Raw genomic sequence first — 14,279 nt, forward strand, 5'->3', positions numbered from 1 at the left:
AATTTTAAAGTAGGAGAATTTCTCCTACTTTTTTTATTGTTTAGGAATTGTCTTTTAATAATTATTATCTTTTATTTGTAAGAAAATTTTGGTATAGTAAATTTGGGCCATGTTATATGTACAAAAACAAATTGCATAATAGAACATGCCAATGCAAATACTTAAAATAATAAAGTGTTTTTATATAAATAGATATTATTAAATATTAAAGGAGATTAATAGAAAATGAGAAAAATGAAAACAATGGATGGGAATACAGCAGCAGCTTATGTTTCATATGCTCTCACCGAAGTAAGTTCAATTTTCCCTATAACACCTTCTTCACCTATGGCAGAACATATAGATGAATGGGTAGCAAAGGGAAGAAAAAATATTTTTGGAAAGCCAGTAAATGTAGTTGAAATGCAATCTGAAGCAGGAGCAGCAGGAGCACTTCATGGATCTCTTCAAGCAGGTGCATTAAGTACAACTTTTACAGCTTCACAAGGTTTATTACTTATGGTTCCTAATATGTATAAGATGGTTGGTGAAAGACTTCCAGCAGTTATTCATGTAGCTGCAAGAGCAATAGCAACCTCATCATTAAGTATATTTGGAGATCATCAAGATGTTATGGCAGCAAGACAAACAGGTTTTGCAATGTTATCTGAAGGTTCTGTTCAAGAAGTTATGGATTTAGCTCCAGTAGCACATTTAACAGCAATAAAGGCTAGAATGCCTTTTGTAAATTTCTTTGATGGATTTAGAATATCTCATGAAATACAAAAAATTGAGGTTTTAGAATATGATGAATTAGCAAAACTTGTTGATTATGAAGCATTAAATAATTTTAGAAAAAATGCATTAAATCCTGATCATCCAGTAACAAGAGGAACATCACAAAATCCAGATACATACTTCCAATTAACTGAATCATTAAATAAGTATTATGATGATATTCCAGATATAGTGGAAGAATATATGTCTAAAATAACTGAACTTACTGGAAGAGAATATCATTGTTTTGATTATTATGGAGATAAAGAAGCAGATAGAATATTAGTAGCTATGGGATCAGTAATAGAAGTAGCAGAAGAAACTATAGATTATTTAAGAGCTAAGGGCGAAAAGGTTGGGGTTGTAAAGGTAAGACTTTATAGACCATTTTCAATAGAAAAATTATTAAAGGTTATTCCTAAGACAGTTAAGAAAATAGCTGTATTAGATAGAACTAAAGAACCTGGTTCTATTGGTGAGCCTTTATATTTAGATATAGTTAGAGCAGTTAATGAAATGGAAAATCCACCTAAGGTTTATGGTGGTAGATTTGGATTAGGTTCAAAGGACCCATATCCAGCTCATATAGAAGCTGTTTTTGATAATCTAAATTTAGATAAACCAAAGAATAGATTTACTATAGGAATTGATGATGATGTAACTTATTTATCATTAACACCAAAGGAAGATTTAGATGCAACTCCAGAAGGTATAACAGCTTGTAAGTTCTGGGGATTAGGGTCAGATGGTACAGTTGGAGCAAATAAGAGCGCTATAAAAATAATAGGTGACCATACAAATATGTATGCACAAGGATATTTTGCCTATGACTCAAAGAAATCAGGTGGAATTACAGTTTCCCACTTAAGATTTGGTAAATCTCCAATAAAATCTCATTATGAAATAGATAAGGCAGATTTTATAGCATGTCATAATCAATCTTATGTATATAATTATGATGTTTTAAAGGGACTTAAAAAGAATGGAGTATTTGTATTAAATACTATTTGGAGTGAAGAAGAATTAGATAAGAAACTTCCAGCTAAGATTAAGAGATACATAGCAGAAAATAATATACAGTTCTATACTATTAATGCTATAAAGATAGCACAAGAAATAGGTCTTGGTGGAAGAATCAATATGATAATGCAATCAGCTTTCTTTAAGTTAGCTAATATTATTCCTATTGAAGATGCTGTTAAATATTTAAAAGATGCAGTAGTAACTTCCTATGGTAAAAAAGGTGAAAAAGTAATTAATATGAACTTTGAAGCTATAGATAGAGGTTTAGAGTCATTAGTTAAAATAAATCCTCCAGAAAATTGGAAGGATGCTGAAGATGATATGTTGGAAGAAAAAATGAATGTTCCAAAGTTTGTTGAAGAAGTATGTATTCCAATAAATAAATTAGAAGGTAGTAGCATTCCAGTATCAACATTTATAGATGCAGGAGCAGAAGATGGAACCTTTATGTCTGGTACAACTGCCTTTGAAAAAAGGGGAATAGCAGTTAATGTACCTGAATGGATTCCAGATAAATGTATCCAATGTAACCAATGTTCATTTGTTTGTCCTCATGCAGTTATAAGACCTTTCTTATCAACTAATAAGGAATTAAAAAATGCTCCAGATAGCTATAAGAGCATTAAAGCAAATGGAATTAAAGGAGATAAAGAATTTAACTATACTATAGGAATTACTCCTTTAGATTGTACTGGATGTGGAAACTGTGCAGAAATTTGTCCAGCACCAGGAAAAGCTTTAGTAATGAAGCCTATGGATACACAAAGTGAACAAATAGAGGCTTGGAACTATGCAATTGAAGAATTAACTCCAAAAGAAAATCCTATGAGTAAGACTACAGTTAAGGGAAGTCAATTTGAACAACCTTTATTAGAATTCTCAGGAGCTTGTGCAGGATGTGGAGAAACTACTTATGCTAAGCTTGTAACTCAATTATTTGGAGATAGAATGATGATTGCAAATGCTACAGGTTGTTCATCAATTTGGGCTGCATCAGGAGCTTCAACTGCTTATAGACCTAATCATGAAGGAAATGGTCCAGCTTGGGCTAATTCATTATTTGAAGATAATGCTGAATATGGATTAGGTATGTTCTTAGGAGTTAAGACAATTAGAGATAGAATTGCAGATAATGTAAGAATAGCTTTAGAAGAAGGAAATATGTCTACAGAAGCCAATGCTATATTAAAAGATTGGTTAGATAATGTAGATAATGGAGAAGGAACAAGACAAAGAGCAGAAAACTTAAGAAGTGTTCTAGAAGAAGATAATTCAGAAATTGCTAAGGAAATATTAAAGGATAAGGAATTCTTCGTTAAGAGATCACAATGGATATTTGGTGGAGATGGCTGGGCATATGATATAGGCTATGGTGGCTTAGATCACGTATTAGCATCAGGAGAAGATATTAATGTTTTAGTATTTGATACAGAAATTTATTCAAATACAGGAGGTCAATCTTCAAAAGCTACACCAGAAGCAGCAGTTGCTAAGTTTGCTGCAACAGGAAAGAGAACTAAAAAGAAGGATTTAGGTTTAATGGCTATGACTTATGGCTATGTATATGTAGCACAAGTATGTATGGGAGCTAACTTAAATCAAACACTTAAAGCAATTGCAGAAGCAGAAGCCTATAAGGGACCTTCATTAATAATAGCTTATTCTACTTGTATATCTCATGGAATTAAGATGGGTATGTCTAATACTCCATATGAAGAAAAGAGAGCAGTTGATTCAGGATATTGGCATCTATATAGATACAATCCAGATTTAAAGGTTGCTAATAAGAATCCATTTAATTTAGATTCAAAGGCACCAACTGCAAGTCTTAGAGAGTTCTTAATGGGAGAAGTTAGATATTCATCATTAGCAAAAGCTTTCCCAGAAATAGCAGATGAGCTATTTGAAAAGACAGAAGAAAATGCTAAGGAAAGATATGAAAGATATAAGAGTTTAGCAGAAAATAAGATTTTATAATTAAAAAAATTAAAAAAATATTAAATTCATGACTCAATCTTGTGATTTATTTCTTTATATTGTACAGTTAAAATGATACTGCGTGTAAAGAAAAAAATCATTTAGATTGAGTTTTTCTTTATACTTAATGTATTTGTATAAAAATATACTATAGATTTTTGCATTTCTATAGTGGGTCAACTAAGGAGGAGTTTATGAAAATATATGAAGCTTGCGTAGGGAATTATGCTGATGCAATTAAAGCGGAAAAGTTAGGGGCAAATAGAATAGAACTATGTGATAATCTTTTAGAAGATGGGACAACACCTAGCTTTGGAAATATAAAAAAGGCAATTAATACTCTTAATATTCCAGTAATGGTTATTATAAGACCAAGAGGTGGAAACTTTGAATACTCTGAAGAAGAAGTAGAAATTATGATAGAAGATATTAAAAGCTGTAAGGAATTAGGAGCTTTCGGAGTAGTAATTGGAGCTTTAAAAGGAGATAAAATAGATTTAAATACAACTAAGAAATTAGTAGAAGTAGCCAAGCCTATGAATATTACCTTCCATATGGCCTTTGATGAAATAGAAGATAAAAAGGAAGCTATCGATGAGTTAGTAGACCTAGGAATAGATAGAATACTAACAAAAGGTGGAAAGGGTGGAAATGCACTAATTGGAAGAGAAACTATCAAAGATTTAATTAAGTATGCAAATGATAGAATTATAATTATGCCAGGTAAGGGCGTAAATAAACAAAATAGAGATTATATTATGGAATATACTGGAGCTAAAGAAATTCACGGAACTAGAGTAGTTTAATATATAATTTTAAGTAGAATAAAAAGCACACTATTACTTATTTAATAGAGTGCTTTTTTTATTATATTTAATGTATTAATAATGAAAGACGAGTATTGCCATCTCTACCAATAAGGGTTTCATTATTTAATAATGAACTCATAATTGCATCTTCACAGGCTTCTATAGAAGCTCTAAATACTGTATCAATTTTATCTTCATGAATTTCATTTATATTAATGATATCATTTGTTTTGTAGTGGGGAATAACATTTGCTGTTGAAAATCCGATTACAACATCTCCACTACCGTTACCTAAATGAGAGCCTAATCTTGCTAGTGAAACGTTCATTCTTTTACAAACTCTTTTTAATTGACGTGAGGATAAAGGTATATCTGTAGCAAGAATAATTATAATACTTCCTTTTTCTAAGGTCTCATCATGATAATCAGAAAGTCTAACATTATCAAAAATGAAATCTTTCTTTAGTCCAAAATTACTTAATACTAGAACGCCTACAGTGTACTCTTTTTCATCTAGTTCAATAATACGAGAAGCAGAACCAATGCCACCCTTCATTTCAAAACAGGACATTCCTCTTCCAGCACCAACACTGCCAAGTTCGAAATCTATGGTTGCATTTTCTATAGCTTCATAAACATCTTCTTCTGTTACAGCACATTTACGAATATCATTAAGATATCCATCATTACATTCTCCAACAACAGTATTAATAGTACCAGTATCTTTACCTATATCAGGATTATCCTTTAACATATGCTTTACTATAGCTTGTTGAACGGTACCAACATTTAAAGTATTAGTAAGGCCTATAATACTTTCTAAGGTACCAAGTTCATCAATTTGAATTAATCCACTTGTTTTAGTAAATCCATTTATTACATAGGTAGAAGCTATATATTTATTTAAAAAAATATTCTCTTCACTTGGAATAATTACAGTTACGCCTGTATGGATATCACCATTATCAATTGTCTTATGCCCCACTTTTATTCCTTTAACATCAGTAATCTTATTTAATTTCCCTGTTTTCATGAACATCTCCCATTTCAATACATAATTTAATAAGTTACAATTATCTTTACTTAATTATAAGATACTATAAATTGATGAAAAATTCAGCATATTTCGAGTAATATTTATAATAATATACTCAATAATATGTATATTATTATTATAATAATTAATATAAAATTGTTATAAATTAATTAAGATTGATTTGAGATTAATGTTTTTATATTGAATTCGTGTTAAAATATTACTGTATTAATATTAATTTAAATTATGGTAGAGGATGGGGATATGTTAAAAAAACTTAGTAAGAAATTTTTTAGAGACAAAATAATAAGTGATGAATTTATAGATGGCATACATAAAAATATGATGCCAATGAACGAGTTAATGACTTATTATCGTTGTGCAATTATGGAAGTAGAAACAAAGTTTAAAGTATTAAATGAACAATTTTCATTAGAGTATGATAGAAATCCAATAGAAAGTATAAAATCTAGATTGAAATCTTATGAAAGTATTATAAAAAAGCTTAAAGATAGGGATTTACCATTTTCCTTGGAGGCAATACAAGAAAATATTAGAGATGTAGCAGGGGTAAGGGTAATTTGTTCATTTCCAGAAGATATTTATATGTTAGCAGAATGCCTATTAAGTCAAGATGATGTTAAGTTAATTGAAAAAAAAGATTATATAAAGAATCCTAAAAAAAGTGGATATAGGAGCTTACATTTAATTATTGAAGTACCAATTTTCTTACGAAATGAAAAGAAATCTATGAAAGTAGAAGTCCAACTGAGAACCATAGCTATGGATTTTTGGGCAAGCCTTGAACATAAGCTAAGGTATAAGAAAAATATTGATCAAAAAGAAAATGAGATGCTTGGAAAAGAGTTATTAGAGTGCTCAGAAATTAGTGCAGCTTTAGATAAACGTATGGAAGAAATAAGAGATAGAATAGAAAAAAAGTTATAAAACAAATATTAATGAAGATGAAAAATGCACTTGAAAGTATTATATAATATTTTCAGGTGCATTTTAGAATATAAACATTATAAAAGAGAAAGAATTAATTAGATACTTTAAAATTCTTTAAGGAGTAAATTAATAATGAAAAAAATGAAGCTGGGGAAAATAGCATTGAGAATACTAGAAGTGATATTAATAGTAACTATAATAATTACGTTATTTGTATATATTAACCCTGTATTTGGTGGGAGAATATCAAAAGAAGATAAAAGTAATTATGAAAAACGTGCAGAAAACTATGTAAATGGAAGGTTTATTTATCCATCAGAATATGAAATAAAAAATGAGTTTACTGATAATCCTGTATCAAAGAAAGAAAAACTTCCAAAAGGAGTATTACCATCAGCAAATCCATCAATTAGTCAGACTTCAAAAGAGAAATTTGCAGTAGCATGGTTTGGACATTCCAGTTTATTAATTCAAATGAATGGAATGAATATTCTTATTGATCATATGTTTTCCGAACGCTCATCGCCTATTTCTTTTATGGGTCCAAAACGTTTTAGCGAACCACCAATTACAATAGAAGAATTACCTGAAATTGATATAGTAATTATTTCTCATGACCACTATGATCATTTAGATATGAACTCAATTAAAGAACTTGATGATAAAGTAGATAAATATATAGTACCACTAGGAGTTAATAAACATCTGGAACGTTGGAATATTGATGAAAGTAAGATTCAAGATATGGCGTGGTGGGAAGAAGTTGAAGTAAATGGATTAACAATAGCATGTACTCCTGCTAGACATTTTTCTAATAGAAAAGGATTTAATATTAATAGGACGCTTTATGCTTCTTGGGTATTAAAGAATGAAAACTACCAAGTATATGAAAGTGGTGATGGTGGCTTTGGAGGACATTTTAAAGAAATACATGAAAAGTATGGTGATTTTGATTTAGCTATTATGGAAAACGGACAATATAATATGAAGTGGCATAACAGTCACATGTTTCCAGAAGAAGCAGCTGAAGCTACAAGAATACTAGGAGCAAAAAAGACTATGCCTATTCATTGGGGAGCCTTTGTATTATCAGACCATGGCTGGGATGATCCAATAGAAAGATTTTTAACTGTTTCTGAAAAGCTTGGTATTGATGCAGTTACTCCTAAAATTGGAGAAACAGTATATTTAGATAAATATATGAATTATCAAGAGAAATGGTGGAAGGATATAGAGTAGAAATTAAAATAAAATATATTTAATAGAAAAAATCATATTAAGGTCATATTAATAGTTTATATTTATTGAAAATTATATACAATATAAAAAAATATGATATAATAAATATTTGATATTATATAATATTAATTATTAAACAAATGTTTAAAAAAAGAAGGTGAAATAATGAACTTAGTATGCATATGTAAAGGGGTTACTGATGATGTTATAATTGAATCAATAAAAGAAGGTAATGATACTTTTGAAAAGATTCAAGAAGATACAGAAGCTGGAACAGGAAGATGTGGAGCTGGAAGATGCAGAGCAAGAATCGAAGGACTTATATTAGAACATAGAAAATAGATTTTTATATAAAGAAAGAGAGAATTAAATTTATCAAGAGTAAATTTAATTCTCTCTTTCTTATTTTTAGCATTAACTTTATAAATTATTAATAAATATTAATAATTTTATAGGTAACAAATTAAGTATTTATTTTTATATTTGTAAAAAATAATATTTAAGTGGAATAAGATAAATGTTTTTTTAGAAATATTTCACCAGCCTATATCTTAATATGTAATGGAGGTAGCTATGAATCAAAGAATATTAGTAGCAGATGATGAAAAAGAAATTAGGGATTTAGTAGAAATATATTTAAAGTCTGAAGGATTTCAAATAGATACAGTTTCCAATGGAGAAGAAGCAGTGAAAGCTGTGAATGAGAAAGACTATGATTTAGTAATTTTAGATATAATGATGCCTAATATGGATGGAACAACAGCCCTAATAAATATAAGAAAAGAATACACTATGCCAGTTATATTTTTAACTGCAAAAAGTGAAGAAATTGATATGATTCAAGGACTTACTTTAGGAGCTGATGATTATATTCCAAAGCCATTCAGCTCAATGGAACTTATTGCAAGAGTAAAGGCACAGCTTAGAAGATATACTGTTTTTAATAATAGCAATAAAAGTATTATTAAAATAGGAGATTTAGAAATAGATACAGAAATGCATAGAGTTATTGTTGATGGTGAAGAAAAGAATCTTACCCCAACTGAATATAAAATATTAGAGCTTCTTGCAAGGAATAGAAATATTGTCTTTAGTGTAGAAAAAATCTATGAATCTATATGGAGAGATAAATATTCTGTTGCAGATACTTCTATAATGGTTCATATAACTAAGCTTAGACAAAAATTAGAAAAGGATTCTAAAAATCCAGAATATATAAAAACAGTATGGGGAGTAGGTTATAAAATATGATAAATCTAAGAAAGATAAAATATAATTTGATTTTAGGTGTTCTTATTGGATTTGTTTTAGCACAGTTAGTTATATTTGAAGGATATGCAATTTTATCTTTAAAAGAAAATAGGGTTGGAATTATAAGTATTAATTTGCAAAATCAGGATATAGTTTATTTTAAAATATTAGCAATAATATTATTTTTAGCAACTATAGTCATATTTAATACCAAAAGATTTAGAAAAATAAACTTTGATAAAATTAGTATATATTTAATTTTAGTAGTTTTAATATCTATTATAACAGCAATAGAAGGAACAATTCTTTTAAGTACAATTGTTATAAGAATATTTCCTAATATTATGAATTACTTAGGAGTGAATGATTTTTTTTCAATAAATATGGCTTATTTGTTCTTCTTTATAGTTATAGCAATATTTTTAATAACATATGTTTTACTTGTTAATAGAAAGGTAAAATATATTAAGTTCTTAACAAATGAGGTTAAGATAATTAAAGAAGAGGGGTTTGGAAAAACAATAAAGGTAAAGGGGGATGATGAGCTAGCTGAACTTTGCATGAGCATAAATGATATGTCATTAGAATTAGGTGAAAAGATTGAAAATGAAAAGAAAATTGAAAAAAATAAAAATGAATTAATAACTAATATATCTCATGACTTAAAAACTCCATTAACATCTATAGTAGGGTATTTAGAGCTACTAAATAATAAAGAGGTTGATGAAAATATTAGAGATGAATATATAAGTATTGTCTATAACAAAAGTTTAAGACTTAAATCCTTAGTAAATGAATTATTTGAGTATACTAAGTTAGCAAGTAATGATATTAAACTTGAAAAAAATATAGTTAATATAGCAATGTTATTAAATCAAGCAGTTGGTGAGAGTATAATAAGATTCAGTGAAAAAAATATGGAGGTTATACTAGATAATCCATATAATGAAGTTTTATGTAGTATTGATGCAGTTAATATTTTAAGAGTTTTTGAAAACTTAATAAATAACGCTGAAAAATATAGTGATCCTTATTCTAAGTTTAAAGTATCTTTAAAAACTATTGATAAAAAAATATTAATTTCATTTATAAATGAGTGTGAGAATATAGAAGAAGAGGATTTAGAACGCTTATTTGAGAGGTTTTATAGAGAAGATAAATCAAGAAATAAAGATGGGACAGGTCTAGGATTAGCAATAGTAAAAAGAATAATTGATTTACATGAAGGGAATATAACAGCAGAAAAGATAGGTAAGGATATAAAATTTGATATTATTTTAAAAGAAGTATAACTAGAGGTTATGCTTCTTTTATTTATTAAGAAAAATTAATATTTTTATAGGTATTTCATTAAAGTATTTTTTTTATTATTTATGTGAATCAATTAGAAGAAAGGAAATAAATTATGAAATCAATATTAGATTCTATTTTGAATATATTAATTTTTAGCAAATATTCTTTAGCAATAATAACACTATTGATATCTATAGTAGCTTTTTACTATTTTAGAAAAGATGTAAGGGAGTAATAAAGTTATGAGGGAACAATTAATTTATTTTATTATATGTTTTTTACAACCAATAATCTTACCCTTTCCAGAGCCTGTTACAATAGTTGGGGGAAGTTCAGTTTTAGGCCCTTTAAGAGCTTCTATAATTGGATTTAGCGGAACTACTCTTGGAATAATAGTTATGTTCTTCATTGCAAAATTTGCTAGTATAAATATAATAAATAAGATTGTAAATGAGAAAAAGTTAGATAAGTTTAATAAATATATAGAAAAAAATGATACTTTAATTATACTTGTGTTGTTTATTTTACCTATATTACCTGATGAAGTTATTTGCATTGGAGCAGGATTAGCTAAACTTAATAGTTATAAATTTATTGTAATAGCAGCACTATCTAAATTATTTACTTCAATTTCATTAGCATATTCTATAGAATTAATAAAATTTAATGGAAACTTAATTGTAATACTAATTGTACTAATTATATTTTCTATAATTATAAAAAGAAATAAATTATCTACAAGATAAATAGGAAGAGTTGTTAATAACTCTTCCTACTATTAGAATGTATTGTTTATAAATTATTAACGGCTTCTCCTAAAACTTTACCAATAGAATCATGAATAACTAAATCAGCTTTATTATCAGCAGAAGTTGTGCTCTTATTTATAAGAATAAGATTCTTACCTCTAAAGTAATTTATAAGTCCAGCAGCTGGATAAACTACAAGAGAAGTTCCACCAATTATTAAGGTATCAGCCTTAGCTATTGCATCAACAGCTCCTCTAATAGTAGCATCATCTAAACCTTCTTCATAAAGAACTACATCAGGCTTAACTCTTCCGCCACATTTAGTGCAAGTAGGTACTCCTTTTGATTCTAATATAAATTTTTCGTCATAAAAGGCATTACATTTAACACAATAATTTCTAAGTACAGATCCATGAAGTTCAAATACATTTTTACTTCCAGCAGCTTGATGAAGTCCATCTATATTTTGTGTTATAACAGCCTTTAATTTTCCCATTTCTTCAAGCTTAGCTAAAGCAATATGTGCTTCATTAGGCTTTGCTTCAGGATATATTAGTTTAGCCTTGTAAAAGTTAAAAAACTCTTCAGGATATCTTATATAAAAGCTATGAGATACCAATTGTTCAGGGGTAAAGGTAATATTAAGTTTTTCATTAAATAAACCATTGGAACTTCTGAAATCTGGAATACCTGATTCAGTAGAAACTCCTGCACCTCCAAAGAATACAATATTATTACTTTCTTTTAGTATTTGAGATAACTTTTCTATTTCAGTACTCATAATTTAATCACCGACCTTATTATATTTTATATTTTTATTATTACACAAATAATTGGAAAAATAAAATAAGGAATAAATTAACAAAAGTGATATAATTAAGGTATTAATTATATTTTTTAATAAAAAGAAACATATATTTCAATAGATTAATGGACAAAATTGAGCAAGATAAGCTAGGAATTAAAATTTATAAAACCTTACAATAAATATATGAGGTGAAGAAAAGATGGATTGTATTCAAAGTATACAAAGAGCAATTAACTACATGGAAGAAAATATCTTAGAAAATATAAATTATGAAGATGTTGCAAGGTATGTTTATATGTCAAACTATCATTTCCATAGACTTTTTAGTATGATTACAGGAATAACAGCCAATGATTATATTAGAAAAAGAAGGCTATCTATGGCTGGACAAGAACTTTCTATGTCTAATTCTAAGATTATAGATATTTCTATGAAGTATGGATATGATTCTCCAGAGAGTTTTTCTAAAGCTTTTGCAAGGTTTCATGGAGTTACCCCTAAGGAAGCAAAGGGCTCAGGAATACAATTAAAATCTTTTAATCCCCTTTTAATAAAAATAATATTGGAAGGTGGAACAATAATGGATTACAAGATTGTTGAGAAAGAAAAATTTAGGCTATTAGGTAAAGTTAGATCCTTTAGAAACGAAAGTATTTCAGAAGAGGGGAATACAGAAATACCTGATTTCTGGAAAGAATGTAGTGATACAGGAGTTTTTGATGAATTAAGCAAATATTCTAAGGAGTACGATTCATATGGTGTTTGCACACCTATTTCAAAAGAAAGTAATAGTTTTGATTATGCTATAGCAATGAAATATGATGGTGGAGAATTTCCAGAAGGATATACAATTTTAAATGTTAAACCTAGTCTTTGGGCAGTATTTAAATGTATAGGAACAGATGCAGAATGTATTAGTGATACTTGGGATAGAATATTTAAAGAGTTTTTACCTAGCTCTGATTATAATATGTTAGATGATTTAGATTTTGAATTTTATCCGGAAAATAGTGATAAAGATTTATTTTGTGAAATATGGATACCTGTAGAAAAGAAAATAAATTAGATTAAAAATTTGAGTGCTTTAATGGGCACTCTTTTTGAATTTGTTAATTAATACATATTATAATATTTATAAGATAAAATTATTTAAAGAAGGTAAGTTAAATGTTAATAAAAAAATTATTAAAAAATTTGCAGGATAAGTATATATTAAATGAAGGTGAAGATATTAAGCTTCCTGAATTTAAAAGAAGTGATGTTGTTAGAAAAAATATAATTTTTTCTGGAAAGGTACAAAAAGTAGGCTTTAGATATGAGCTTTATCTTATTGCCACAAAACTTAAATTAACAGGATGGGTTAAAAATAGAGATGATGGAAAAGTTGAAGCAGAAATACAAGGGGAAAGAGATAAAATAGAATTTTTAAAAACTTATATGTGTTCAATAAAGAGAATAAAGGTTACTGATATTAAGGAAGTAGATATTCTAGTTAAAGATGAAGAAAAAGAATTTATTACAGTTTATTAAAGAAAAATATATTATATATAATTCTAATATAAAGAATTGATAATGGATAAAAATGTATATTAATATGATATAATTATTCTAATAAAAGTTATGTGTAAGGGTGGAGGATATATATGAAAAATAAAGAAAAAATATTATTGGGACTTACTTGTTTTTTGGGGGGAGTTGTTGCAGGATTTTTAATTGCACCAATTAAGAAGGGTATCTGTTGTGGAAATAATTGTGGCAACAATGTTAGGAGCGTTGATGAACTAAAAGAATTAATAGGCAATGGTATAGAAGAAAATGAGGGTATAAAATGAATATATTATAATATACGTAGGAGATAAATAAGAAATGGATAGAGTAATAATAATAGGCTGTGGAGGTAGTGGAAAATCTACATTATCTAGAGCTTTATCAGAAAAAACTAAGTTGCCAGTAGTCCATTTAGACAAACTGTTTTGGAGAGAAGGGTGGATTAATATACCTAGAGAAGAATTTAATATTTTACTTAGAGAAGAACTAAAGAAGGATAAATGGATAATTGACGGTAACTATGATAGGACATTAAAAGAAAGATTAAATAGATGCGATACTGTAATTTACTTAGATTATCCAAGAAGGACATGCCTCTTAGGAGTATTCAAAAGAGTAATACAACATCGTGGAAAAGTTAGAGAAGATATGGCAGAAGGATGCCCAGAAAAAATCGATTTAGAGTTTTTACAATGGATATGGAACTTCAATAAAGAACATAGAGATAAATTTTATAAAATACTTAAAGAAGAAAAAGACAAACAAATATACATATTTAAAAATAGAAAAGAGTGCAATGAATTTTTAAGAAATCTATAATCATTACAATTATTTAAATA

General features: G+C 27.9%; 15 protein-coding genes. 13 read left to right on the forward strand and 2 right to left on the reverse strand.

The window, feature by feature from the left end; genetic code table 11:
- Nucleotides 1-225 precede the first annotated feature (225 nt).
- Together nifJ and ACFYH6_RS01985 are read left to right on the forward strand one after the other, a co-directional pair.
- Complete coding sequence (gene nifJ, locus ACFYH6_RS01980; RefSeq protein WP_416179321.1) at nucleotides 226-3,756, forward strand: pyruvate:ferredoxin (flavodoxin) oxidoreductase; 3,531 nt, start codon at nucleotides 226-228, stop codon at nucleotides 3,754-3,756.
- A 194-nt stretch (nucleotides 3,757-3,950) separates the two neighbouring features.
- On the forward strand, nucleotides 3,951-4,562 hold the full coding sequence (locus tag ACFYH6_RS01985; protein ID WP_416179320.1) for a copper homeostasis protein CutC: 612 nt from the start codon (nucleotides 3,951-3,953) through the stop codon (nucleotides 4,560-4,562).
- Nucleotides 4,563-4,629: 67 nt separating this feature from the next.
- On the opposite strand, the gene ACFYH6_RS01990 is transcribed toward ACFYH6_RS01985, so the two are convergent.
- Nucleotides 4,630-5,598 (reverse strand): P1 family peptidase, encoded by a 969-nt coding sequence (locus tag ACFYH6_RS01990; RefSeq protein WP_416179319.1) that lies wholly within the window; start codon nucleotides 5,596-5,598, stop codon nucleotides 4,630-4,632.
- Between the two features lie 267 nt (nucleotides 5,599-5,865).
- Here ACFYH6_RS01990 and ACFYH6_RS01995 point away from each other — a divergent pair, with 267 nt between their 5' ends.
- The 7 genes from ACFYH6_RS01995 (at nucleotide 5,866) to ACFYH6_RS02025 (ending at nucleotide 11,081) form a co-directional block, all read left to right on the forward strand.
- The gene (locus tag ACFYH6_RS01995) at nucleotides 5,866-6,549 is read left to right on the forward strand and encodes a GTP pyrophosphokinase (protein WP_416179318.1); all 684 of its coding nucleotides are present in this window, start codon (nucleotides 5,866-5,868) and stop codon (nucleotides 6,547-6,549) included.
- Nucleotides 6,550-6,684: 135 nt separating this feature from the next.
- On the forward strand, nucleotides 6,685-7,791 hold the full coding sequence (locus ACFYH6_RS02000) for an MBL fold metallo-hydrolase (protein WP_416179317.1): 1,107 nt from the start codon (nucleotides 6,685-6,687) through the stop codon (nucleotides 7,789-7,791).
- A gap of 165 nt (nucleotides 7,792-7,956) precedes the next feature.
- Nucleotides 7,957-8,133 carry a (2Fe-2S)-binding protein gene (locus tag ACFYH6_RS02005; protein WP_416179316.1) on the forward strand — a complete coding sequence of 59 codons (177 nt, stop codon included), beginning with the start codon at nucleotides 7,957-7,959 and terminating at the stop codon, nucleotides 8,131-8,133.
- Between the two features lie 231 nt (nucleotides 8,134-8,364).
- Entirely contained in the window at nucleotides 8,365-9,042 is a 678-nt protein-coding gene (locus tag ACFYH6_RS02010) for a response regulator transcription factor (RefSeq protein WP_416179315.1), read from the forward strand.
- Nucleotides 9,039-10,334: a sensor histidine kinase gene (locus ACFYH6_RS02015; protein WP_416179314.1), complete on the forward strand. Its 1,296-nt coding sequence runs from the start codon at nucleotides 9,039-9,041 to the stop codon at nucleotides 10,332-10,334. The genes ACFYH6_RS02010 and ACFYH6_RS02015 overlap by 4 nt, the downstream gene beginning before the upstream one ends.
- Before the next feature lie 113 nt (nucleotides 10,335-10,447).
- Entirely contained in the window at nucleotides 10,448-10,570 is a 123-nt protein-coding gene (locus ACFYH6_RS02020; protein WP_416246469.1) for a hypothetical protein, read from the forward strand.
- Nucleotides 10,571-10,577: 7 nt separating this feature from the next.
- Entirely contained in the window at nucleotides 10,578-11,081 is a 504-nt protein-coding gene (locus tag ACFYH6_RS02025) for a VTT domain-containing protein (protein ID WP_316345524.1), read from the forward strand.
- Nucleotides 11,082-11,127: 46 nt separating this feature from the next.
- Here the strand turns inward: ACFYH6_RS02025 and ACFYH6_RS02030 are convergent, their stop codons facing one another.
- Nucleotides 11,128-11,865 carry an NAD-dependent protein deacylase gene (locus ACFYH6_RS02030; protein ID WP_416179313.1) on the reverse strand — a complete coding sequence of 246 codons (738 nt, stop codon included), beginning with the start codon at nucleotides 11,863-11,865 and terminating at the stop codon, nucleotides 11,128-11,130.
- A gap of 226 nt (nucleotides 11,866-12,091) precedes the next feature.
- Between ACFYH6_RS02030 and ACFYH6_RS02035 the strand changes: the two genes are divergently transcribed.
- From ACFYH6_RS02035 to ACFYH6_RS02050, 4 genes are all read left to right on the forward strand, one after another.
- Nucleotides 12,092-12,958, forward strand: coding sequence for an AraC family transcriptional regulator (locus ACFYH6_RS02035; protein WP_416179312.1), 867 nt, complete (start codon nucleotides 12,092-12,094; stop codon nucleotides 12,956-12,958).
- A gap of 101 nt (nucleotides 12,959-13,059) precedes the next feature.
- The gene (locus ACFYH6_RS02040; RefSeq protein ID WP_416179311.1) at nucleotides 13,060-13,422 is read left to right on the forward strand and encodes an acylphosphatase; all 363 of its coding nucleotides are present in this window, start codon (nucleotides 13,060-13,062) and stop codon (nucleotides 13,420-13,422) included.
- Between the two features lie 113 nt (nucleotides 13,423-13,535).
- Nucleotides 13,536-13,724: a hypothetical protein gene (locus ACFYH6_RS02045; protein WP_316345079.1), complete on the forward strand. Its 189-nt coding sequence runs from the start codon at nucleotides 13,536-13,538 to the stop codon at nucleotides 13,722-13,724.
- A gap of 34 nt (nucleotides 13,725-13,758) precedes the next feature.
- Nucleotides 13,759-14,259, forward strand: coding sequence for a DNA topology modulation protein (locus ACFYH6_RS02050; RefSeq protein ID WP_416179310.1), 501 nt, complete (start codon nucleotides 13,759-13,761; stop codon nucleotides 14,257-14,259).
- Nucleotides 14,260-14,279: the final 20 nt, after the last annotated feature.

Source organism: Clostridium sp. HCS.1 (assembly GCF_047900555.1).
Taxonomy (GTDB): Bacteria; Bacillota; Clostridia; order Clostridiales; family Clostridiaceae; genus Clostridium.

What these genes read in the sequence shown, in the direction of transcription:
- ACFYH6_RS02045 (WP_316345079.1), top strand. Translation starts at nt 13,536, where the DNA reads ATGAAAAATAAAGAAAAAATATTATTGGGACTTACTTGTTTTTTGGGG.
- ACFYH6_RS02000 (WP_416179317.1), top strand. Translation starts at nt 6,685, where the DNA reads ATGAAAAAAATGAAGCTGGGGAAAATAGCATTGAGAATACTAGAAGTG.
- ACFYH6_RS02050 (WP_416179310.1), top strand. Translation starts at nt 13,759, where the DNA reads ATGGATAGAGTAATAATAATAGGCTGTGGAGGTAGTGGAAAATCTACA.
- nifJ (WP_416179321.1), top strand. Translation starts at nt 226, where the DNA reads ATGAGAAAAATGAAAACAATGGATGGGAATACAGCAGCAGCTTATGTT.
- ACFYH6_RS01995 (WP_416179318.1), top strand. Translation starts at nt 5,866, where the DNA reads ATGTTAAAAAAACTTAGTAAGAAATTTTTTAGAGACAAAATAATAAGT.
- ACFYH6_RS02040 (WP_416179311.1), top strand. Translation starts at nt 13,060, where the DNA reads ATGTTAATAAAAAAATTATTAAAAAATTTGCAGGATAAGTATATATTA.
- ACFYH6_RS02020 (WP_416246469.1), top strand. Translation starts at nt 10,448, where the DNA reads ATGAAATCAATATTAGATTCTATTTTGAATATATTAATTTTTAGCAAA.
- ACFYH6_RS02035 (WP_416179312.1), top strand. Translation starts at nt 12,092, where the DNA reads ATGGATTGTATTCAAAGTATACAAAGAGCAATTAACTACATGGAAGAA.
- ACFYH6_RS02025 (WP_316345524.1), top strand. Translation starts at nt 10,578, where the DNA reads ATGAGGGAACAATTAATTTATTTTATTATATGTTTTTTACAACCAATA.
- ACFYH6_RS02005 (WP_416179316.1), top strand. Translation starts at nt 7,957, where the DNA reads ATGAACTTAGTATGCATATGTAAAGGGGTTACTGATGATGTTATAATT.
- ACFYH6_RS02015 (WP_416179314.1), top strand. Translation starts at nt 9,039, where the DNA reads ATGATAAATCTAAGAAAGATAAAATATAATTTGATTTTAGGTGTTCTT.
- ACFYH6_RS01985 (WP_416179320.1), top strand. Translation starts at nt 3,951, where the DNA reads ATGAAAATATATGAAGCTTGCGTAGGGAATTATGCTGATGCAATTAAA.
- ACFYH6_RS02030 (WP_416179313.1), bottom strand. Translation starts at nt 11,865, where the DNA reads ATGAGTACTGAAATAGAAAAGTTATCTCAAATACTAAAAGAAAGTAAT.
- ACFYH6_RS01990 (WP_416179319.1), bottom strand. Translation starts at nt 5,598, where the DNA reads ATGAAAACAGGGAAATTAAATAAGATTACTGATGTTAAAGGAATAAAA.
- ACFYH6_RS02010 (WP_416179315.1), top strand. Translation starts at nt 8,365, where the DNA reads ATGAATCAAAGAATATTAGTAGCAGATGATGAAAAAGAAATTAGGGAT.